We start from the raw sequence: 21,240 nt of genomic DNA, 5'->3' as shown, positions 1-21,240 counted from the left end.
ATCCTCTGAATTTTTGAACCGTTAAACCGCGGCAGCGCCGCCGACGATTTCCGAGATCTCCTGGGTGATCGCAGCCTGACGCGCCTTGTTGTAGATCAACTGCAGCTCTTTGATCAAATCACCGGCGTTGTCTGTGGCGTTCTTCATGGCGATCATCCGGGCTGCCTGTTCAGCAGCGTTGTTCTCGACCACCGCCTGGTATACCTGCGACTCCACGTAACGCACCATCAAGCCGTCCAGCAGCTCTTTTGCGTCAGGTTCGTACAGGTAATCCCAGTGGTGCTTGAGATCCTGATCCGGGGTTGCCACCAACGGTACCAATTGCTCGACCGTCGGTTTTTGGGTCATGGTGTTGATGAACTTGTTCGAAACCACCGAAAGGCGATCGATACGGCCGTCCAGATAGGCGTCCAGCATCACTTTGACGGAGCCGATCAGATCATTGATCGATGGCTCTTCGCCCAAGTGGCTGATCGCGGCTACCACGTTGCCGCCAAAGATGCGGAAGAAAGTCGCACCCTTGCTGCCGATCACGCACAGGTCGATTTCAACGCCCTGTTCGCGGTTTTCGTTCATGTCCTTGACCAGGGCCTTGAACAGGTTGGTGTTCAAGCCGCCGCACAGACCACGGTCACTGCTCACCACGATATAACCGGCGCGCTTTACAGGGCGCTCGATCATGAACGGGTGGCGGTACTCCGGGTTGGCGTTGGCCAGATGACCGATCACCTGGCGGATACGCTCCGCGTAAGGACGGCTAGCAGCCATGCGCATTTGTGCCTTGCGCATCTTGCTGACCGCCACTTTCTCCATGGCGCTGGTAATTTTTTGCGTGCTTTTGATGCTCGCAATCTTACTGCGAATCTCTTTTGCGCCTGCCATGTATCACCTATCAGGTTAGCAAGCGGGGGCCGGAGCCCCCGCTGCGGCTTACCAGGTCTGGGTGGCCTTGAACTTCTCGATACCGGCTTTCATGCCAGCGTCGATTTCGTCGTTGAAGTCACCCTTCACGTTGATCTTCGCCATCAGTTCGGCGTGATCACGGTTGAAGTAGGCGATCAGCGCTTGCTCGAAGCTACCGACCTTGGAGACTTCCACGTCAGTCAGGAAACCACGCTCAGCGGCGTACAGCGACAGGGCCATGTCCGCGATGGACATTGGCGCGTACTGCTTCTGCTTCATCAGCTCGGTTACGCGCTGACCATGCTCCAGCTGCTTGCGGGTCGCTTCGTCCAGATCGGAAGCGAACTGGGCGAATGCAGCCAGTTCACGGTACTGAGCCAGAGCGGTACGAATACCACCGGACAGCTTCTTGATGATCTTGGTCTGAGCGGCACCACCTACGCGGGATACCGAAACACCGGCGTTCACTGCAGGGCGGATGCCCGAGTTGAACATGGCCGATTCCAGGAAGATCTGACCGTCGGTGATGGAAATCACGTTGGTCGGAACGAACGCGGAAACGTCGCCAGCCTGGGTTTCGATGATCGGCAGGGCGGTCAGGGAACCGGTCTTGCCAGTGACTGCGCCGTTGGTGAACTTCTCGACGTACTCTTCCGAAACGCGCGATGCACGCTCCAGCAGACGGGAGTGGAGATAGAACACGTCACCTGGGTACGCTTCACGTCCTGGTGGACGGCGCAGCAGCAGGGAGATCTGACGGTAGGCAACGGCCTGCTTGGACAGGTCATCGTAAACGATCAGGGCGTCTTCACCGCGGTCACGGAAGAACTCGCCCATGGTGCAGCCGGCGTATGGCGCCAGGAACTGCAGTGCGGCGGATTCCGAAGCACTGGCAACGACCACGATGGTGTTGGCCAGGGCGCCGGCTTCTTCCAGCTTGCGAACGATGTTGGCAACGGTCGAACGCTTCTGGCCGACTGCAACATAAACACAGAAAATACCGGAGTCTTTCTGGTTGATGATGGCGTCGATGGCCATGGCGGTCTTGCCGATCTGACGGTCACCGATGATCAGCTCGCGCTGGCCACGGCCGACCGGGATCATGGCGTCGACGGATTTGTAGCCAGTCTGTACAGGCTGGTCTACCGATTTACGCCAGATAACGCCCGGAGCGACCTTTTCGACCGCGTCGGTTTCGGTGGTGGTCAGAGGACCCTTGCCATCGATCGGGTTACCCAGAGCGTCGACGACGCGGCCCAGCAGGCCTTTGCCGACCGGAACTTCCAGGATACGACCGGTGCACTTGGCGCTCATGCCTTCGGCGAGGGTGTCATAGGCACCCAGGATCACTGCACCTACGGAGTCTTGCTCCAGGTTCAGGGCCATGCCGAATACGCTGCCAGGGAACTCGATCATTTCGCCGTACATGACGTCGGCCAGACCGTGGATCCGCACGATACCGTCGGATACCGAAACAACGGTACCTTCGTTACGGGCTTGGGAGCTCACATCGAGGTTGTCGATGCGGCCCTTGATGATTTCACTAATTTCGGAAGGATTGAGTTGCTGCATTGCTCTGCTGCCCCTTCAAACTCAAGATTTCAATGCTTCGGCCAGTTTCGCGATCTTGCCGCGAACAGAGCCATCGATTACCAGGTCACCAGCGCGGATGACGACGCCGCCAATCAGGCTGGCATCCTCCGACGCGTGCAGGCGAACTTCCTGGCCTAGCCGTGCACTGAGAACCTTGGCGAGTTTGTCTTGCTGTTCTTGGTTCAACGCGAAGGCACTGGTCACTTCCACGTCCACGGATTTCTCTTGCTCGGCCTTGTACAGGTCGAACAGGGCGGCAATCTCCGGCAAAAGCAGGAGACGGTCATTTTCCGCGGCAACATGAATGAAATTCTGTGCCTGTGCATTGAACTTGTCACCGCACACGTCAATGAACGTGGCGGCCTTTTCTGCGCTCGTCAGTCGCGGGGCCTTGAGCAGGCGCTGCATGGTGTCGTCTTGAGACACCGCAGCAGCCAGGCCGAGCATGGCTGACCAATTGGCCAGTTGCTGATGGGCCTGGGCATGCTCAAAGGCAGCCTTAGCGTAAGGTCGGGCCAACGTGGTCAGTTCTGCCATGATCGCCCTCGCTTAAATTTCAGCGGCCAGTTTGTTAACCAGCTCCGCATGCGCGTTTTGATCGATTGTGGCGCCAAGGATCTTTTCAGCACCGCCAACAGCCAGGGCACCCACTTGGGCACGCAGGGCGTCTTTCGCGCTGTTCAGTTCCTGTTCGATCTCGGCCAGAGCCTGAGCCTTCACACGGTCAGCTTCGACGCGGGCCTGGTCACGGGCTTCCTCGACAAGCTGAGCAGCGCGCTTCTTGCTTTGCTCAATGATTTCGGCTGCCTGTGCTTTAGCTTCACGCAGTTGCTGACCCACTTTTTCTTGGGCCAGCTCCAGGTCGCGAGCTGCGCGGTTGGCAGCGTCCAAGCCGTCGGCAATCTTCTTTTGACGCTCCTGCAGAGCAGTGATGACCGGAGGCCATACGTACTTCATGCAGAAGAGTACAAAAATCAGGAAGGCAACGGATTGGCCAATCAGGGTTGCATTAATGTTCACGCCAACACCTCGCTCGGTCTTAATTCATCACAGCCATCAACTCGTGGTTACGAGTGATTAGCCGGCGATCTGACCAACGAACGGATTCGCGAAGGTGAAGAACAGAGCGATACCAACACCGATCATGGTTACGGCGTCGAGCAGACCGGCAACGATGAACATTTTCACCTGCAGCATCGGAACCATTTCTGGTTGACGAGCGGCGCCTTCCAGGAATTTGCCGCCCAGCAGGCCGAAACCAATGGCGGTACCCAGAGCACCCAGGCCGATCAGCAGAGCAACAGCGATAGCGGTCAGACCAACTACAGTTTCCATCTTTCCTCCCGACTTTTACGTCGTATTGGTTAGGTTTTTAAGTTGAAGCGGTAAAACAAATCGTTTGGTACAGCTGCCCTTGCGGACTTTTAAAGCCCTCCCCCCAAACGAGCGGGGAAGGCTACAAGACACGCCAGGCGGTCTTAATGGTTATCTTCATGCGCCATCGACAGGTAGACGATGGTCAGCATCATGAAGATGAAAGCTTGCAGCGTGATGATCAGGATGTGGAACACGGCCCACGCCCACTGCAGCACGATACCCAGGCCGCTCAGCCAGAGGATGCCGGCGCCGAACATCACGGCGATCAGGATGAACACCAGCTCGCCGGCGTACATGTTGCCGAACAGACGCAGTGCCAGCGAGATCGGCTTGGCGATCAGGGTGACGAACTCCAGCAGGAAATTCACCGGGATCAGCAGGATCTGAACGAAGATGTTCTTGCTGCCGAACGGGTGCAGGGTGAGCTCGCCGATGAAGCCGCCCAGGCCCTTGACCTTGATGCTGTAGAAGATGATCAGGGCGAATACGCAGAAGGCCATGGCCAGGGTCGCGTTCGGGTCGGTGGTCGACACGGCACGGAACGGAATGTGCGGATCACCGGAGATCAGCATGGCCAGCTGAGGAATCCAGTCGACCGGTACCAGGTCGATGGCGTTCATCAGGAACACCCAGACGAAGATGGTCAGCGCCAGCGGGGCGATTACCGGGCTACGGCCGTGGAAGGAGTCCTTAACGCTGCCGTTGACGAAGTCCACCAGCACTTCCACGAAGTTCTGCAGGCCGCCTGGTTGACCAGAAGTCGCCTTCTTGGCCGCCATGCGGAAGATGAACAGGAAGATCAGACCCAGCGCGACGGACCAACCCAGGGTGTCCAGGTGGAACGCCCAGAAGCCCATTGCCTTGGCTTCTGCAGCCGAATGGGCAAAGCCCCAGCTGCCGTCTGGTAGTTGACCGTAGGTCAGGTTCTGCAAGTGGTGCTGGATATAGCCCGAAGCGGTTTCTGCTGCCATGGTTGCCTCAAACGCCCTAAGGTCTCGAAAGTCTTTTATTCATCAGCAGGGGCGCGAACCAGCTGACCAAAAGGGTCAACACGAAGACGCCGAAGACTGCTAACGGCGCCAGTGGCTTCACTCCTGCGAAGGTCAGTGCAAAGAGCACTGCCGTCAAAATCATCTTGCCTGCCTCGCCAGCGTAAAACGACTTGACGATGGCTTGTGCCGCCCGAGCTCCGCTGAAGCGAAAAGCCTTCCAGGCGAAATACACATTGGGCAGCCAGGCAATCAAACCTCCGCAAAGGCCTGAATATCCACTGACCGCCCCTTTCCACTGCCACAACACCAAGGTTGCCAGCAGCAGTACGACGAATTGAGCCAGCAGTACCGGAAAAACCGCCCAGCGATGGAAAGGCAGGCGGTTTGGCGTGCGGATTTCCATCACAACTGCTCCTCGGAAGTCGACCAACAAGTCAGTTATGACTTGGCATAATTTGTGCCGACAAAATGCGCGCAGAGTATAGGGGTGGATTAACCCCTATTCAACTCTTCGGTAGTGATTTCCGACTGCGCGCTACAACGGGAATTGTTTCAGCGGATGTGAGCAAGCACGCCTTGCAACTCGTCAAGCGAGTTGTAGCGGATAACCAACTGGCCTTTGCCCTTGTTGCCGTGACGTATCTGCACGGCGGAGCCAAGGCGCTCTGCGAGCCGCTGTTCAAGGCGTGCAATGTCCGGATCAGGTTTGCTCGGTTCGACCGGATCAGGTTTGCCATTGAGCCATTGACGGACCAATGCCTCAGTTTGGCGCACGGTCAGGCCACGTGCGACAACATGACGCGCCCCCTCTTCCTGACGTTCTTCCTCGAGGCCGAGCAATGCGCGGGCATGGCCCATCTCCAGGTCGCCGTGGGCGAGCATGGTCTTGATGGCCTCGGGCAGCGAAATCAGGCGCAACAGGTTGGCCACGGTCACCCGCGACTTGCCCACGGCATCGGCCACCTGTTGCTGGGTCAGCTCGAACTCCTGCTGCAGGCGCTGCAGGGCCAGGGCTTCTTCCAGCGGGTTGAGGTCCTCGCGCTGAATGTTCTCGATCAGCGCCATGGCGATGGCGGCTTCATCCGGCACTTCGCGCACCATCGCCGGGATGGTGTCGAGACCGGCTTGCTGGGTGGCGCGCCAGCGGCGCTCACCGGCAATGATCTCATAGCGGCTACCGTCGACCGGGCGGACCACGATCGGTTGCATCACCCCATGGTTGCGAATCGAGTGTGCGAGTTCTTCCAGTGCCTCAGGGTCCATGTCGCGGCGCGGCTGGTATTTGCCGCGCTGGATCAGTTCGACGGGCAGGTGTTGCAGTTCTTTCTGGTCGATCTTCACAGCCTGCTCTTCGAGCGCGCTGACGGAAGGACCACTGAGCAGTGCATCCAACCCACGTCCGAGACCCCGTTTCTTAACGGCCATGCGGATTCCTTAAGTTGTCTGTGCAGTGCGTGATTGACGGCGTTGACGGCGTACCAGTTCACCGGCCAAGGCCAGATAAGCCAGAGCGCCACGCGATTGCTTGTCGTAGGCCAGCGCCGGCATGCCGAAGCTCGGAGCCTCGGCCAGGCGGATGTTGCGCGGGATGACCGTGTCGTACAGCTGCTCGCCGAAATGCTCCTTGAGCTGCGCCGAAACATCATTGTTCAGGCTCAGGCGCGGGTCATACATGGTCCGCAGCAGGCCTTCGATCTTGAGTTCCGGGTTCAACCGGGCAGCGATGCGCTTGATGTTATCCACAAGGTCGCTGAGCCCTTCCAGGGCGTAGTACTCACACTGCATCGGGATGATGACGCCATCGGAGGCGACCAGCGCATTGAGCGTCAGCATCGACAGCGACGGCGGGCAGTCGATGAGGATGAAATCGTAGTTTTCGCGGATCGGCGCCAGGGCGTTGCGCAGGCGGCTTTCCTTGACCTGCATTTCCAGCAGCACCACTTCCGCGGCGGTCAGGTCGCGGTTAGCCGGCAGCAGCTGGAAGCCGCCGTGCTCGGAGTAGTGCATGGCCTGGGCAAGGTCGCATTCCCCGATCAGCAGGTCATAGACCGAATGCTCGAGTTCGTGTTTGTCCACACCGCTACCCATGGTCGCGTTGCCCTGCGGATCGAGGTCGATCAGCAGCACACGACGCTTGGTCGCGGCCAGCGATGCTGCGAGGTTGATACAGGTGGTGGTCTTGCCGACACCACCTTTCTGGTTCGCGATTGCGAATACCTTAGCCATTGTTGCGTGTGTTCCCAATCAAGCCTTGCGGCGCAGTATCAGCAGATGGCGCTGGCCCTGGCAACCTGGAACGGTCAGGGCCTGCTCGCTTTCCACTGTGAAGTCTGCGGGCAATGCTACCAGTTCATCGGCAGGATGCAGCCCCTTCATTGCAAGCCATTGCGTCCCGGTGTCGCCCAGATGGCGTGTCCAGTTGGTGAAGTTCTCCATGCTGCTGAAGGCGCGGGAGATGATGCCGCTGAACGGTTGCGACGGCTGGAAAGCTTCGACCCGGCTGTGGATAACCCTCAGGTTGTCCAGCTTCAGCTCCATCTTCACCTGGGTCAGGAAGCGCGTCTTCTTGCCATTGGCGTCCAGCACCGTCACCTGCTTGTGCGGATGCAGGATAGCCAAAGGAATGCCGGGCATGCCACCGCCGCTGCCGACATCCAGCCAGTTGTCACGCTCGCTGTGGATAAACGTCATGACGCTGAGGCTGTCGAGCAGATGGCGGGAGACCATCTCGTCCGGGTCACGCACGGCAGTGAGGTTGTAGGCTTTGTTCCATTTGATCAACAGGGCCAGGTAGCCCAGCAGCTTTTCATGCTGCTCGGCGCTCAGTTCGACGCCCAGCTGGCGCGCACCTGTGGACAACTCTTCGGCATGTTGCGGGGTGACCAGGGAACTCAAGCGCTTTGCTCCAATTCGCGGCCTGCGCCGCGTTTTTTCAGATGAATCAACAACAGTGAAATGGCCGCCGGGGTAACGCCTGGAATACGCGAAGCCTGGCCCAGCGTCTCTGGACGGGTCTGGCCAAGCTTGCCCTGGATCTCCTTCGACAGCCCGGAAATCGTGGTGTAGTCGATATCCACAGGCAGTCGGGTGTCTTCGCTGGCTCGCAGTCGGGCGATCTCGTCCTGCTGGCGATCGATGTAACCGGCGTACTTGGTCCTGATCTCGACCTGCTCGGCCACCTGTGGATCGATTTCTGCACCGCCGGTCGCTTCGATCAGCCCGGCATAGTCGATCTCAGGACGCGCCAGCAGGTTGAGCAGGCTGTACTCGTGGGCCAGCGGAGTGCCGAACTTATCCACAATGGCCTGCCCCTGCTCGGTGTTCGGACGCACCCAGGTCGATTTCAGGCGCTGCTCTTCACGCTCGATGCCGTCACGCTTGGCGCAGAACGCAGCCCAACGTTCGTCATCGATCAGACCGAGCTCGCGACCTTTTTCGGTCAGGCGCAGGTCCGCGTTGTCTTCGCGCAGGATCAGCCGGTACTCGGCACGCGAAGTGAACATGCGGTATGGCTCCTGGGTACCCAGGGTAATCAGGTCGTCGACCAGCACGCCGATGTACGCCTCGTCACGGCGCGGGCACCAGCTTTCGCGGCCTTGCGCACGCAGCGCGGCGTTGGTACCGGCCAGCAGGCCCTGGGCGCCGGCTTCTTCGTAACCGGTGGTGCCGTTGATCTGGCCGGCAAAGAACAGGCCGCCGATGACTTTGGTCTCGAGGCTGTACTTCAGGTCACGCGGGTCGAAGTAGTCGTACTCGATGGCGTAACCCGGGCGGACGATGTGGGCATTTTCCATACCGCGGATCGAGCGCACCAGTTCCAGCTGCACATCGAACGGCAGCGAAGTGGAAATACCGTTGGGGTACAGCTCGTGGGTGGTCAGGCCTTCAGGCTCGATGAACACCTGGTGGCTTTCCTTGTCGGCGAAGCGGTGGATCTTGTCTTCGATCGACGGGCAATAGCGCGGGCCAACACCCTCGATCACACCGGAGTACATCGGTGAACGGTCGAGGTTCGAGGCAATGATCTCGTGGGTGCGGGCATTGGTGTGGGTAATCCAGCAGCTCACCTGGCGGGGGTGCATGGCGGCGTTGCCCATGAACGACATCACCGGGATCGGGGTGTCACCGGGCTGTTCGGTCATCACCGAGAAATCCACGGAGCGCCCATCGATACGTGGCGGGGTACCGGTTTTCAGCCGGCCGACGCGCAGCGGCAGTTCGCGCATGCGGTGAGCCAGGGCGATTGACGGCGGATCACCGGCACGACCGCCGGAATGATTCTGCAGGCCGATGTGGATAAGCCCGCCGAGGAAAGTACCGGTGGTCAGTACCACGGACTCAGCGAAGAAACGCAGCCCCATCTGGGTCACCACGCCTTTGACCTGGTCCTGTTCGACGATCAGGTCGTCGCAGGACTGCTGGAATATCCACAGGTTCGGCTGGTTTTCCAGGATTTCGCGTACCACGGCCTTGTAGATGGCGCGGTCGGCCTGGGCGCGGGTGGCGCGTACCGCCGGGCCCTTGCGGTTGTTCAGGATGCGGAACTGGATGCCGCTCTTGTCGGTGGCCAGCGCCATGGCGCCGCCGAGTGCATCGATCTCTTTGACCAGATGGCTCTTGCCGATGCCACCAATTGCCGGGTTGCAGCTCATGTGACCGAGGGTTTCCACGTTATGGGTCAACAGCAGGGTTTTCACCCCCATGCGTGCTGACGCAAGCGCAGCCTCGGTACCGGCATGGCCGCCGCCGATGACGATCACTTCAAAACGGGAAGGGAAATCCACCACGCACCTCGTGCCTGTTTTTGCGAATAGAGAAGGTAAGCGGACAAGTATAGGGACTTCACCCCCTGCAAAGGAACCGTCTGAGCAAATTTTGACCAGTCTGTGGATGAATGGCAGACAACAGAAATCAAAGAAGAAAATTTTATAAAAGCTTTGTTTTTATGTTTATTCTTATGCACAGCCTAACCTGTGGATAAGGTTCTGCAGCCCTTTCAATGTAAGGTTTACAGCGAAATTTAACCCTGTGGCTTACCCACCCTGAGGGTTATGGATAACGTCCTTTAGCCTGTGGATTAAATGATGGTTTACCCACAAGCGGATTTGTCCTCAGAAAAAAAGCCTGCTTATCAAGAGGGCTAAAGGTGGGTTTTCCACAGGGCTCCTGAACATGAAATCGGGTCTGTGGATGATTTTATGTGGATCTGTACTGGCCTTTTCGCGGCTAAAGCCGCTCCTACAGGGGCCAGAGTGGGTGCTAAAGATCCGACGAGTGGATAAATCGCAGGCAAAAAAAAGCCGCTCCCAACGGAGCGGCCTTGGATTTTCCTGGTTGTGGACTATTTGCCGATGCAGAAACTGGAGAAAATCCGCCCCAGCAGGTCATCGGAGCTGAACGCGCCGGTGATTTCACCCAGGGCCTGCTGTGCCTGCCGCAAGTCTTCTGCCAACAATTCACCCGCGCCAGCCAGGGTCAGTTGGGCGCGGCCATGCTCCAGGTGCGAACTGGCCTGGCGCAAGGCATCCAGGTGGCGCCGACGGGCGCTGAAACCGCTCTCGGCGGTCTGTTCATAACCCATGCAGGCCTTCAGGTGATCGCGCAGCAACTGCAGCCCCTGGATGTCACCTTTGGCACTCAGGGTGATGGTTACATGGCCGTCTTCGCACAACTCCAACCCTACCCGCTCACCGCTGAGGTCCGCTTTGTTGCGAATCAGCGTGACCTTCGCCGGATCTGGACGCTGGTCAAGAAACTCGGGCCACAAGGCGAACGGGTCACTGGCCTCGGGTGCGGTGGAATCGACTACGAGAAGTACGCGGTCGGCCTCGCCGATAGCCTTGAGCGCTCGTTCCACGCCGATCTTTTCCACATGGTCGTCGGTATCTCGCAGGCCGGCCGTGTCGACGACGTGCAGGGGCATGCCGTCGATGTGGATATGTTCTCGCAGAATATCCCGGGTGGTGCCGGCGATGTCGGTGACGATGGCCGCCTCACGCCCCGCCAGCTGGTTCAGCAAGCTCGACTTGCCGGCGTTTGGCCGGCCGGCAATGACCACCGTCATGCCGTCACGCAGCAAGGCGCCCTGCCCGGCCTCGCGCTGTACAGTGGATAACTCGGCGCGGACGGCATCAAGCATCGACAACACATGGCCATCGGCGAGGAAGTCGATCTCCTCTTCAGGGAAGTCGATCGCGGCCTCGACATAAATGCGCAGGGCAATCAGCGCCTCTGTCAGGCTGTGCACACGCTTGGAGAATTCGCCCTGCAGCGAGCGCAAGGCATTGCGTGCAGCCTGGCTGGAGCTCGCCTCGATCAGGTCAGCGATGGCTTCGGCCTGGGCCAGATCAAGCTTGTCGTTGAGGAACGCCCGCTCGCTGAACTCGCCTGGGCGCGCCAGACGGCAACCGACTTGCACACAACGCTGCAGCAGCATATCCAGGACAACCGGGCCGCCATGTCCCTGCAACTCAAGTACATCCTCGCCGGTGAACGAGTTCGGCCCAGGGAAGTACAACGCAATGCCTTCATCCAGCACCAGGCCATCCTCATCGCGGAATGGCCCGTAGTGGGCATGGCGTGGCTTCAGCGTCCGACCGGTGATCAACTGGCCAGCCTTGCTTGCCAATGGCCCGGACAGCCTGACGATACCGACGCCACCGCGGCCTTGGGCGGTGGCGATGGCAGCGATGGTTTCACCCACAGTGTTCATGCTCGAAAGCCTCTACGACAAAACGACAGATAGCAAAAACGCCCCCGAAGGGGCGTTTTTATTCACAGGCTAGCGCAGTAGCCCGTCAAGCAGCAGCTTTTTTGGTGGCTGCTTCGATACGGCGGGTGATGTACCACTGCTGAGTGATCGACAGGCAGTTGTTCACAACCCAGTACAGCACCAGACCTGCTGGGAACCACAGGAAGAAGAAGGTGAAGATGATTGGCATCATTTTCATTACCTTGGCCTGCATCGGATCCGGTGGCGTCGGGTTCAGACGCTGCTGGATGAACATGGTGGCGCCCATGATGATCGGCAGGATGAAGAACGGATCCTTGATCGACAGGTCAGTGATCCACAGCATCCATGGGGCTTGGCGCATCTCGACGCTTTCCAGCAGTACCCAGTACAGCGACAGGAACACCGGCATCTGCACCAGGATCGGCAGGCAGCCGCCCAGCGGGTTGATCTTCTCTTTCTTGTACAGCTCCATCATCGCCTGGGACATCTTCTGGCGATCGTCACCGAAGCGTTCCTTCAGCGCGGCAAGCTTCGGCGCCACGGCACGCATGCGCGCCATCGAGCGATAGCTGGCAGCCGAGAGCGGGAAGAACAGGCCCTTGATGAGCATGGTCAGGACGATGATCGACCAACCCCAGTTACCCAGCAGGCTGTGGATATGTTGCAGCAGCCAGAAGATTGGCTGGGCAATGAACCACAGGAAGCCGTAGTCGACGGTCAGCTCCAGACCTGGGGACAGTTCTTTCAGCTTCGACTGGATCTTCGGGCCGGCATACAGCATGGCGCTGGTTTCAGCCTTGCCGCCAGCCGGAACGCTGAGCGCAGGGCCGGTATAGCCGATGATGTAGTTGCCCTGGCTGTCCTTGCGGGTCTGGACAACATTGTTGTCCGACTTGGCCGGGATCCAGGCGGTCACGAAGTAGTGCTGCAGCCAGGCGACCCAGCCGCCGGACACATTTTCTTTCAAACTACCTTTGTCGATGTCCTTCATCGAGACCTTTTTGTAAGGCTCGGAAGCGGTCCACATGGCGGCGCCCAAGTAGGTGGCGGTGCCGGTGGCGGTGCTCGACGATGGGTCGGAACTGGCGTCACGTTTGAGCTGGGCAAACAGGTTGCCGTTCCAGGTTTGGCCGCTCTGGTTGTCGATCAGGTAGCTGACATTCAGGTCGTACTCACCGCGCTTGAAGCTGAAGCGCTTGATGTAGTTGACGCCGTTATCGCTGAACTTGAGGTCGACGACCAGTTGGTCCTGGCCATCAGCCAGCTGGTAGCTCTTCTGTTCGGTAGCGTACAACGGACGACCCGACGAACGGGCATCCGGACCGTTGGCGCCGGTCAGGCCGCTTTGCGCCAGGTAGACGCGCTCGCCACCGTTGTCGAACAGCTGGAACGGAATGTCCGGATGGTCCTGGCGGCGTGGGTATTTCGGCAGGTTCAGCTGGACGATGTCACCACCGACCGGATCGATAGCCAGGTCCAGGACATCGGTCTTGATCCGGATCAGGTCCTTGCTGACTGCAGCTGGAGCCAGTTCGGCAGGGCTGGATTCGGCATTGGCGCTCGGCACATCGGCGCTGGCGGTACCGGCCGGCACACCGTCGGGCAAGGCCGGGGCAGCAGTGCTGGCAGCAGTATTCTGAGTCGGCAGGGCAGCCTGGCCGTAGTCCTCGTTCCACTTGAGGACCATGACGTAGGACACGATTGCCAGGGCGACGATCAGGATCGTGCGTTTAATATCCATGATTACTCGGCTATCGAAGAAGTTCGGGAGGAAGGAGCGGGGGGAACGGGATCGAAACCGCCGTCGTTCCACGGATGACAACGCCCCAGGCGACGAACGGCTAGCCACCCGCCACGCAAGAGGCCATGGTTTTCAATGGCTTCAAGAGCGTAACAGGAGCAACTGGGGTAGAAACGACAGTGATTGGCCATCAGGGGACTGATGGCGTAACGGTAAAACTGGATCGGAACGAGGGCCAGTTTACGCATTTTGACTGTCTACCCCTGCGGAATCGGCGTTTGCCGCTGGAGTTGGCCGGCTGCGTGCCAGGCGTTTCCAGAGCTTGCCAAAGTGTTGGTGCAATTCCGGGTTTTCTATCTCACCCAATCCCTTGCGCGCGACGATCACTATATCCAGGCCACCCAGCAATTGCTGATTGAGCCTGAAGGAATCGCGCATCAAGCGCTTGAGGCGGTTGCGTTGAACGGCGAGCTTGACGCTCTTCTTGCCGATCACCAGGCCAAGCCTTGGATGATCCAGGCCGTTCTCGCGAGCAAGGATCAGCAGGTTTTTCCCTGGAACCTTGCCGGTTGGGGAGTCGAAGACCGCTTTGAAGTGCCGGGGTGTAAGCAGACGCTTTTCCCGACTGAAGTCCTGACTCACCACCTGTGCCGAAAAATCAAATGGCCAGACGCTTACGGCCTTTGGCACGACGACGCGACAGAACAGCGCGGCCGTTCTTGGTAGCCATACGGGCACGGAAGCCGTGGGTGCGAGCGCGCTTGATGGTGCTTGGTTGGAAAGTACGTTTCATGGCGTTGTTACCTGGTTTGTCGACTACGGGCCGGAATGGCCCCCTTTTTAAGAGATCGGCGATTCTAGAGAAAGCAAGCCCATAGGTCAATTTCCAACCAGTCTTTCCTTATAGAAGGCGTCCTGACAGCTGCTGGGCCAGGAAGGGTTGCTCAGTCACGCAGACGGACGACAAAATGAAAAAAAAGAAGAGACATATAAAAAGCTTTTCTGAAGAACTTATAGATCTTAAGTGGATAACCTTCTGTGGATAACCTAATACAGCCCTGTAATCACGCGGCCTACAGAAATCCGAAACCTTGTCGGTAACAGGTGCTGCGCTTGTGATGGAGCTGCTGAAAGGCTGTGGATAGAAAAGTCTGTTATCCACAGTGGAGTTATCAACAGGCTGCGACCCCGGGTTGTGCATAGCCCTCATGGCCAGTTATCCACAGAGCTTATTCACAGTCGCTGAGAGACGTTTTGGCCGCTAAATGGCTGTTTTGTCATGGCTCAGAATGTTTCCACATGTGGATAACTGATCGCTCGACCGGTACAATGGCGGTTTGTTTTTGCCTCATCCGGCTTTCAACTCAGGGGATATCCGTGTCAGTGGAACTTTGGCAGCAGTGCGTGGAGCTTCTGCGCGATGAACTGCCTGCCCAGCAATTCAACACCTGGATCCGTCCGCTACAGGTCGAAGCCGAAGGCGACGAGTTGCGCGTCTATGCGCCGAACCGTTTCGTGCTCGACTGGGTGAATGAAAAGTACCTCGGCCGTCTGCTCGAACTGTTGGGTGAAAACGGCGATGGCATTGCGCCCGCCCTTTCCTTGTTAATAGGTAGTCGTCGCAGCTCTGCCCCACGTGCTGCACCTAATGCACCCGTCAGCGCCGCAGTGGCTGCCACACTTGCGCAAAGCCAGACGCAACAGGCCGCTGCGCCTGCGATTACCACTGTTGCTGAACCGGCGCAGGCCCCGGCAACAGAGGCGGTGCAAGCGAACGAGGTCGTTGAACCGGCTTCGAATGACAGCTTCGACGGCATGGGGGACAGCCCTTCGGCAACGGCTGCTGGCAGCCGTACCGAACAGCGCACTGTTCAGGTGGAAGGCGCGCTCAAGCACACCAGTTACCTGAACCGAACGTTCACCTTCGAGACCTTTGTAGAAGGTAAGTCGAACCAGTTGGCCCGCGCTGCTGCCTGGCAGGTCGCCGACAATCCCAAGCATGGCTACAATCCGCTGTTCCTCTATGGCGGCGTCGGCCTGGGTAAGACCCACCTGATGCATGCTGTGGGTAACCACCTGCTGAAGAAGAATCCGAATGCGAAGGTCGTGTACCTGCATTCCGAGCGCTTCGTCGCGGATATGGTCAAGGCGCTGCAGCTGAACGCGATCAATGAATTCAAGCGTTTTTACCGTTCGGTCGATGCGCTGCTGATCGACGATATCCAGTTCTTCGCCCGTAAAGAGCGTTCCCAGGAAGAGTTTTTCCACACCTTTAATGCGTTGCTCGAGGGTGGTCAGCAGGTGATTCTCACCAGCGACCGTTACCCGAAGGAAATCGAAGGTTTGGAAGAACGCCTGAAGTCGCGCTTCGGCTGGGGCCTGACGGTTGCCGTCGAGCCGCCTGAACTGGAAACACGTGTGGCGATCTTGATGAAGAAGGCCGACCAGGCCAAGGTCGAGCTGCCGCATGATGCCGCGTTCTTCATCGCTCAGCGTATTCGCTCCAACGTACGTGAACTTGAAGGCGCCCTGAAGCGGGTGATCGCTCACTCGCACTTCATGGGTCGTGACATCACGATCGAGCTGATTCGCGAGTCGTTGAAAGACTTGCTGGCGCTGCAGGACAAGCTGGTGAGTGTGGATAACATCCAGCGTACCGTGGCCGAGTACTACAAGATCAAGATTGCCGATCTGTTGTCCAAACGCCGCTCGCGCTCCGTTGCGCGCCCCCGTCAGGTTGCCATGGCACTGTCGAAGGAGCTGACCAACCACAGTCTGCCGGAGATCGGCGACATGTTTGGCGGTCGCGATCACACGACGGTGCTGCACGCCTGCCGCAAGATCAATGAATTGAAGGAATCCGACGCGGACATCCGCGAGGACTACAAGAACCTGCTGCGGACGCTGACGACGTGATGATCGCCAGCGCAGCTAATTGAAGGCAAGGGACTAGACCATGCATTTCACCATTCAACGCGAAGCCCTGTTGAAACCCCTGCAACTGGTCGCCGGTGTCGTCGAGCGCCGCCAGACCTTGCCGGTGCTGTCCAACGTCCTGCTGGTCGTGCAAGGCCAGCAGCTGTCGTTGACCGGTACCGATCTGGAAGTCGAACTGGTTGGCCGCGTGCAACTGGAAGAGCCGGCTGAGCCAGGCGAGATCACTGTCCCGGCGCGCAAGCTGATGGACATCTGCAAAAGTCTGCCCAACGATGTACTGATCGACATCAAGGTGGACGAGCAGAAGCTGCTGGTCAAAGCCGGCCGTAGCCGCTTCACCTTATCGACTCTGCCTGCCAATGATTTCCCCACTGTTGAAGAAGGCCCGGGCTCGCTGACCTGTAACCTGGAGCAAAGCAAACTGCGCCGTCTGATCGAGCGCACCAGCTTCGCCATGGCCCAGCAGGACGTGCGTTACTACCTCAATGGCATGCTGCTGGAAGTGTCGCGCAACACCCTGCGTGCGGTATCCACCGACGGTCACCGCCTGGCGCTGTGCTCGATGAGCGCACCGATCGAACAGGATGATCGCCATCAGGTCATCGTTCCACGCAAGGGTATCCTTGAACTGGCACGCCTGCTCACCGATCCGGAAGGCATGGTCAGCATCGTACTCGGCCAGCATCACATTCGTGCGACCACCGGTGAGTTCACCTTCACTTCGAAACTGGTCGACGGCAAGTTCCCGGACTATGAGCGCGTACTGCCGAAGGGGGGTGACAAGCTGGTGGTGGGTGACCGTCAAGCGCTGCGTGAAGCGTTCAGCCGTACTGCGATTCTCTCCAACGAGAAGTACCGTGGCATTCGCCTGCAGCTGGCTGCCGGCCAATTGAAAATTCAGGCCAATAACCCTGAGCAGGAAGAAGCAGAAGAAGAGATCGGTGTGGACTACGAAGGTAGCTCGCTGGAGATCGGCTTCAACGTCAGTTACCTGCTTGACGTGCTGGGCGTTATGACTACCGAGCAAGTTCGTCTGATTCTGTCTGACTCCAACAGCAGTGCTTTGCTGCAGGAAGCTGGCAACGACGATTCCTCCTACGTTGTTATGCCGATGCGTCTGTAACTCGTAGCAGACGAAATGTCCCTTCGACGTATCATGGTCACCGCGGTGCGCAATCTGCACCCGGTGACCCTCTCACCGTCCCCCCGCATCAATATCCTCTACGGCGCCAATGGCAGCGGCAAGACCAGCGTGCTCGAAGCCGTGCACCTGCTTGGCCTTGCCCGGTCATTTCGCAGTACCCGGTTGAACCCGGTCATTCAGTATGAACAGCCCGCCTGTACGGTATTTGGCGAAGTGCAGTTGGCTGAAGGTGGCACCAGCAACCTGGGTGTTTCACGGGAGCGGGCGGGCGAATTCACTATCCGCATTGACGGGCAGAATGCCAGGAGCGCCGCTCAGCTGGCTGAACTGTTGCCGCTGCAACTCATCAACCCGGACAGTTTTCGGTTGCTGGAAGGTGCACCGAAAATCCGCCGGCAGTTTCTCGATTGGGGAGTGTTCCACGTGGAACCTCGTTTTCTGCCTGCCTGGCAGCGCTTGCAGAAGGCGCTGCGGCAGCGGAACTCATGGTTGCGGCATGGTACACTTGACCCTGCTTCGCAAGCCGCCTGGGACAGAGAGTTATGCCTGGCCAGCGCGGAAATAGATGAATACCGTCGCAACTACATCAAGGCCTTGAAGCCCGTCTTCGAGCGAACCCTGAGCGAACTGGTCGAGCTGGACGGGTTGACCCTGAGCTACTACCGAGGCTGGGACAAGGACCGGGAACTGCAAGAAGTACTCGCCTCCTCTGTCCTTCGCGATCAGCAGATGGGCCATACCCAGGCCGGCCCGCAGCGTGCGGATCTGCGTCTTCGTCTGGCTGCCAATAATGCAGCCGACATTCTGTCGCGTGGTCAGCAAAAGCTTGTGGTGTGCGCATTGCGCATCGCACAGGGCCATCTCGTCAGTCAGGCTCGTCGCGGCCACTGTATTTATCTCGTTGACGACTTGCCATCCGAGCTGGATGACCAGCATCGTCGCGCACTGTGCCGCTTGCTAGAAGAATTACGCTGCCAGGTGTTTATCACCTGTGTAGATCACGAATTACTGAGGGAAGGCTGGCAAACGGAAACGCCAGTTGCCTTGTTCCACGTGGAACATGGCCGTATCACCCAGACCCACGACCATCGGGAGTGAAGGCATGAGCGAAAATCAAACGTACGACTCCTCCAGCATCAAGGTGCTGAAAGGTTTGGATGCCGTACGCAAGCGTCCCGGCATGTACATTGGCGACACCGATGATGGTAGCGGCCTGCACCACATGGTCTTCGAAGTGGTCGACAACTCGATCGACGAAGCCCTCGCCGGTCACTGCGATGACATCACGGTGATCATCCACACGGACGAATCCATCAGTGTGCGCGACAACGGTCGCGGCATTCCGGTTGACGTGCACAAAGAAGAAGGCGTTTCGGCAGCGGAGGTCATCATGACTGTGCTGCACGCCGGCGGTAAGTTCGACGACAACTCCTACAAGGTATCCGGCGGTCTGCACGGTGTCGGTGTATCGGTCGTGAACGCCCTGTCCGAGAAGCTGGTGCTGACTGTTCGCCGCAGTGGCAAGATCTGGGAGCAGACCTACGTTCACGGGGTTCCGCAGGCTCCGATGGCCGTTGTCGGTGACAGCGAAACTACCGGTACCCACATCCACTTCAAGCCGTCGGCTGAAACCTTCAAGAACATCCACTTCAGCTGGGACATCCTGGCCAAGCGGATCCGCGAACTGTCGTTCCTCAACTCGGGTGTTGGCATCCTGTTGAAGGATGAGCGCTCGGGCAAGGAAGAGTTCTTCAAGTATGAAGGTGGTTTGAAGGCCTTCGTTGAATACCTCAACACCAACAAGACCCCGGTCAACTCGCAGGTCTTCCACTTCAACGTCCAGCGTGACGATGGCGTGGGTGTCGAGATTGCGCTGCAGTGGAACGACAGCTTCAACGAAAACCTGCTGTGTTTCACCAACAACATTCCGCAGCGTGACGGCGGTACGCACCTGGTCGGCTTCCGCTCCTCGCTGACCCGTAGCCTGAACAGCTACATCGAGCAGGAAGGCCTGGCCAAGAAAAACAAAGTCGCCACCACCGGTGACGACGCCCGTGAAGGCCTGACCGCGATCATTTCGGTGAAAGTGCCGGATCCGAAGTTCAGCTCGCAGACCAAGGACAAGCTGGTCTCCTCGGAGGTGAAAACCGCCGTGGAACAAGAGATGAACAAGTACTTCGCCGACTTCCTGCTGGAAAACCCGAACGAAGCCAAGGCCGTTGTCGGCAAGATGATCGACGCTGCCCGTGCCCGTGAGGCGGCGCGTAAAGCCCGCGAAATGACTCGCCGTAAAGGCGCACTGGATATCGCCGGCCTGCCGGGCAAACTGGCGGACTGCCAAGAGAAGGACCCTGCCCTCTCCGAACTGTACCTGGTGGAGGGTGACTCCGCAGGCGGTTCGGCCAAGCAAGGCCGTAACCGTCGCACCCAGGCGATCCTGCCGCTGAAGGGCAAGATCCTCAACGTCGAGAAAGCACGCTTCGACAAGATGATCTCGTCCCAGGAAGTAGGCACGCTCATCACCGCATTGGGCTGTGGTATCGGCCGCGAAGAGTACAACATCGACAAGCTGCGTTATCACAACATCATCATCATGACCGATGCTGACGTCGACGGTTCGCACATCCGTACCCTGCTGCTGACCTTCTTCTTCCGTCAGTTGCCGGAGCTGGTCGAGCGCGGCTACATCTATATTGCGCAGCCGCCGCTGTACAAGGTCAAGAAAGGCAAGCAGGAGCAGTACATCAAGGACGACGAGGCCATGGAAGAATACATGACCCAATCGGCCCTTGAAGATGCCAGCTTGCATCTGGACGAATCGGCGCCAGCCGTTTCCGGTGTACAACTGGAAACGCTGGTGAACGAATTCCGCGCGGTGATGAAGACCCTCAAGCGCCTGTCGCGGCTGTACCCGGAAGACATCACCGAGCACTTCATTTACCTGCCGGAAATCACCTTGGAACAGTTGGCCGATCACGCCGTGATGCAAGCGTGGCTGGTGAAGTTCCAGGAGCGCTTGAACAGCAGCCAGAAGTCGGGCCTGGTCTATCAGGCTAGCCTGCGCGAAGACAAGGAACGCAACGTCTGGCTGCCGGAAGTAGAAGTCACTTCCCACGGTCTTGCCAGCTACGTCACCTTCAACCGCGACTTCTTCGGCAGCAACGACTACCGTTCGGTGGTCACCGTAGGGGCCAAGCTGTCTACCCTGCTCGGCGAGGGTGCTTACGTGCAACGCGGCGAACGTCGCAAGGCGATCACCGAGTTCAAGGAAGCGCTCGACTGGCTGATGAACGAAAGCACCAAGCGCCACACCATTCAGCGATACAAAGGTCTGGGCGAGATGAACCCGGAGCAGCTGTGGGAAACCACCATGGACCCAACCGTCCGCCGCATGCTCAAGGTCACCATCGAAGACGCGATTGCCGCCGACCAGATCTTCAACACCCTGATGGGCGACGCGGTGGAGCCACGCCGTGACTTCATCGAAAGCAATGCGCTGTCGGTGTCGAACCTGGACTTCTGATCCGGTGTAGGTTCACAGAATAGCTGCACGGTTTCACAAATAGTTGACCGGCCAGGCTCCATGCCTGGTCCCAGCTGGTCACCATCAAGCCCGCCTTTGCGGGCTTTTTTTTGCCTGAAATTCCTGCCGAGGCGCCCTCTCCACTCCTTCCAAAAATGCTTGAGAAGGAAGACGTTGAGGAAGTGATCTGATGGCAGACCGAAAAATCTGAAAAGCTCATCGGCGGATTTGAGGTGTAGAGGGAACAACGCGCTTTTAAGAAATTAGTAGGTGAACAAGTTAAGAGTGAAATACACA

General features: G+C 58.4%; 20 protein-coding genes. 4 read left to right on the top strand and 16 right to left on the bottom strand.

The window, feature by feature from the left end; genetic code table 11:
• Positions 1–21 precede the first annotated feature (21 nt).
• The 16 genes from atpG to rpmH all read right to left on the bottom strand — a co-directional run bounded on the left by atpG (position 22) and on the right by rpmH (position 14,132).
• Positions 22–882, bottom strand: coding sequence for a F0F1 ATP synthase subunit gamma (atpG, locus tag HU738_RS05015; protein ID WP_013974905.1), 861 nt, complete (start codon positions 880–882; stop codon positions 22–24).
• A gap of 48 nt (positions 883–930) precedes the next feature.
• Complete coding sequence (atpA, locus tag HU738_RS05010) at positions 931–2,475, bottom strand: F0F1 ATP synthase subunit alpha (protein ID WP_063912289.1); 1,545 nt, start codon at positions 2,473–2,475, stop codon at positions 931–933.
• Between the two features lie 21 nt (positions 2,476–2,496).
• Positions 2,497–3,033: a F0F1 ATP synthase subunit delta gene (locus HU738_RS05005; RefSeq protein ID WP_003253191.1), complete on the bottom strand. Its 537-nt coding sequence runs from the start codon at positions 3,031–3,033 to the stop codon at positions 2,497–2,499.
• A 12-nt stretch (positions 3,034–3,045) separates the two neighbouring features.
• Positions 3,046–3,516 carry a F0F1 ATP synthase subunit B gene (locus tag HU738_RS05000; RefSeq protein WP_027917106.1) on the bottom strand — a complete coding sequence of 157 codons (471 nt, stop codon included), beginning with the start codon at positions 3,514–3,516 and terminating at the stop codon, positions 3,046–3,048.
• Between the two features lie 57 nt (positions 3,517–3,573).
• On the bottom strand, positions 3,574–3,831 hold the full coding sequence (atpE, locus tag HU738_RS04995) for a F0F1 ATP synthase subunit C (RefSeq protein WP_003097235.1): 258 nt from the start codon (positions 3,829–3,831) through the stop codon (positions 3,574–3,576).
• A gap of 143 nt (positions 3,832–3,974) precedes the next feature.
• The gene (atpB, locus tag HU738_RS04990) at positions 3,975–4,844 is read right to left on the bottom strand and encodes a F0F1 ATP synthase subunit A (protein ID WP_186601532.1); all 870 of its coding nucleotides are present in this window, start codon (positions 4,842–4,844) and stop codon (positions 3,975–3,977) included.
• Between the two features lie 16 nt (positions 4,845–4,860).
• Positions 4,861–5,268, bottom strand: coding sequence for a F0F1 ATP synthase subunit I (locus tag HU738_RS04985; protein WP_008092225.1), 408 nt, complete (start codon positions 5,266–5,268; stop codon positions 4,861–4,863).
• 149 nt (positions 5,269–5,417) lie between these two features.
• Positions 5,418–6,290, bottom strand: coding sequence for a ParB/RepB/Spo0J family partition protein (locus HU738_RS04980; protein WP_186601533.1), 873 nt, complete (start codon positions 6,288–6,290; stop codon positions 5,418–5,420).
• A 9-nt stretch (positions 6,291–6,299) separates the two neighbouring features.
• A complete protein-coding gene (locus HU738_RS04975; RefSeq protein WP_012316952.1) occupies positions 6,300–7,091 on the bottom strand; it encodes a ParA family protein in 792 nt (263 codons plus the stop codon).
• A gap of 18 nt (positions 7,092–7,109) precedes the next feature.
• Positions 7,110–7,760 carry a 16S rRNA (guanine(527)-N(7))-methyltransferase RsmG gene (gene rsmG, locus HU738_RS04970; RefSeq protein ID WP_186601534.1) on the bottom strand — a complete coding sequence of 217 codons (651 nt, stop codon included), beginning with the start codon at positions 7,758–7,760 and terminating at the stop codon, positions 7,110–7,112.
• On the bottom strand, positions 7,757–9,649 hold the full coding sequence (gene mnmG / locus HU738_RS04965) for a tRNA uridine-5-carboxymethylaminomethyl(34) synthesis enzyme MnmG (RefSeq protein ID WP_186601535.1): 1,893 nt from the start codon (positions 9,647–9,649) through the stop codon (positions 7,757–7,759). Before mnmG ends, rsmG begins: the two co-directional genes overlap by 4 nt.
• A 557-nt stretch (positions 9,650–10,206) precedes the next feature.
• Complete coding sequence (mnmE, locus tag HU738_RS04960) at positions 10,207–11,577, bottom strand: tRNA uridine-5-carboxymethylaminomethyl(34) synthesis GTPase MnmE (protein WP_186601536.1); 1,371 nt, start codon at positions 11,575–11,577, stop codon at positions 10,207–10,209.
• An 85-nt stretch (positions 11,578–11,662) separates the two neighbouring features.
• Positions 11,663–13,339 (bottom strand): membrane protein insertase YidC, encoded by a 1,677-nt coding sequence (yidC, locus tag HU738_RS04955; protein ID WP_176508566.1) that lies wholly within the window; start codon positions 13,337–13,339, stop codon positions 11,663–11,665.
• Between the two features lie 2 nt (positions 13,340–13,341).
• A complete protein-coding gene (yidD, locus tag HU738_RS04950) occupies positions 13,342–13,587 on the bottom strand; it encodes a membrane protein insertion efficiency factor YidD (RefSeq protein WP_079230263.1) in 246 nt (81 codons plus the stop codon).
• Positions 13,580–13,984, bottom strand: coding sequence for a ribonuclease P protein component (gene rnpA, locus HU738_RS04945; RefSeq protein ID WP_082433472.1), 405 nt, complete (start codon positions 13,982–13,984; stop codon positions 13,580–13,582). The genes yidD and rnpA overlap by 8 nt, the downstream gene beginning before the upstream one ends.
• Before the next feature lie 13 nt (positions 13,985–13,997).
• Positions 13,998–14,132: a 50S ribosomal protein L34 gene (rpmH, locus tag HU738_RS04940; protein WP_003253163.1), complete on the bottom strand. Its 135-nt coding sequence runs from the start codon at positions 14,130–14,132 to the stop codon at positions 13,998–14,000.
• Positions 14,133–14,716: 584 nt separating this feature from the next.
• On the opposite strand from rpmH, the gene dnaA reads away from it, so the two are divergent.
• The 4 genes from dnaA to gyrB are packed head-to-tail and all read left to right on the top strand — an operon-like array spanning position 14,717 to position 20,943.
• Positions 14,717–16,255: a chromosomal replication initiator protein DnaA gene (gene dnaA / locus HU738_RS04935; RefSeq protein WP_186601537.1), complete on the top strand. Its 1,539-nt coding sequence runs from the start codon at positions 14,717–14,719 to the stop codon at positions 16,253–16,255.
• Between the two features lie 40 nt (positions 16,256–16,295).
• Positions 16,296–17,399: a DNA polymerase III subunit beta gene (gene dnaN / locus HU738_RS04930; RefSeq protein ID WP_054884436.1), complete on the top strand. Its 1,104-nt coding sequence runs from the start codon at positions 16,296–16,298 to the stop codon at positions 17,397–17,399.
• Positions 17,400–17,414: 15 nt separating this feature from the next.
• Complete coding sequence (gene recF / locus HU738_RS04925; protein WP_186601538.1) at positions 17,415–18,518, top strand: DNA replication/repair protein RecF; 1,104 nt, start codon at positions 17,415–17,417, stop codon at positions 18,516–18,518.
• 4 nt (positions 18,519–18,522) lie between these two features.
• On the top strand, positions 18,523–20,943 hold the full coding sequence (gene gyrB, locus HU738_RS04920) for a DNA topoisomerase (ATP-hydrolyzing) subunit B (protein WP_176508569.1): 2,421 nt from the start codon (positions 18,523–18,525) through the stop codon (positions 20,941–20,943).
• Positions 20,944–21,240 lie beyond the last annotated feature (297 nt).

Source organism: Pseudomonas vlassakiae, from assembly GCF_014269035.2.
GTDB lineage: Bacteria > Pseudomonadota > Gammaproteobacteria > Pseudomonadales > Pseudomonadaceae > Aquipseudomonas > Aquipseudomonas vlassakiae.
Note: the sequence above shows the minus strand (reverse complement) of the source record. Positions and strands in the feature narration are given on the sequence as shown.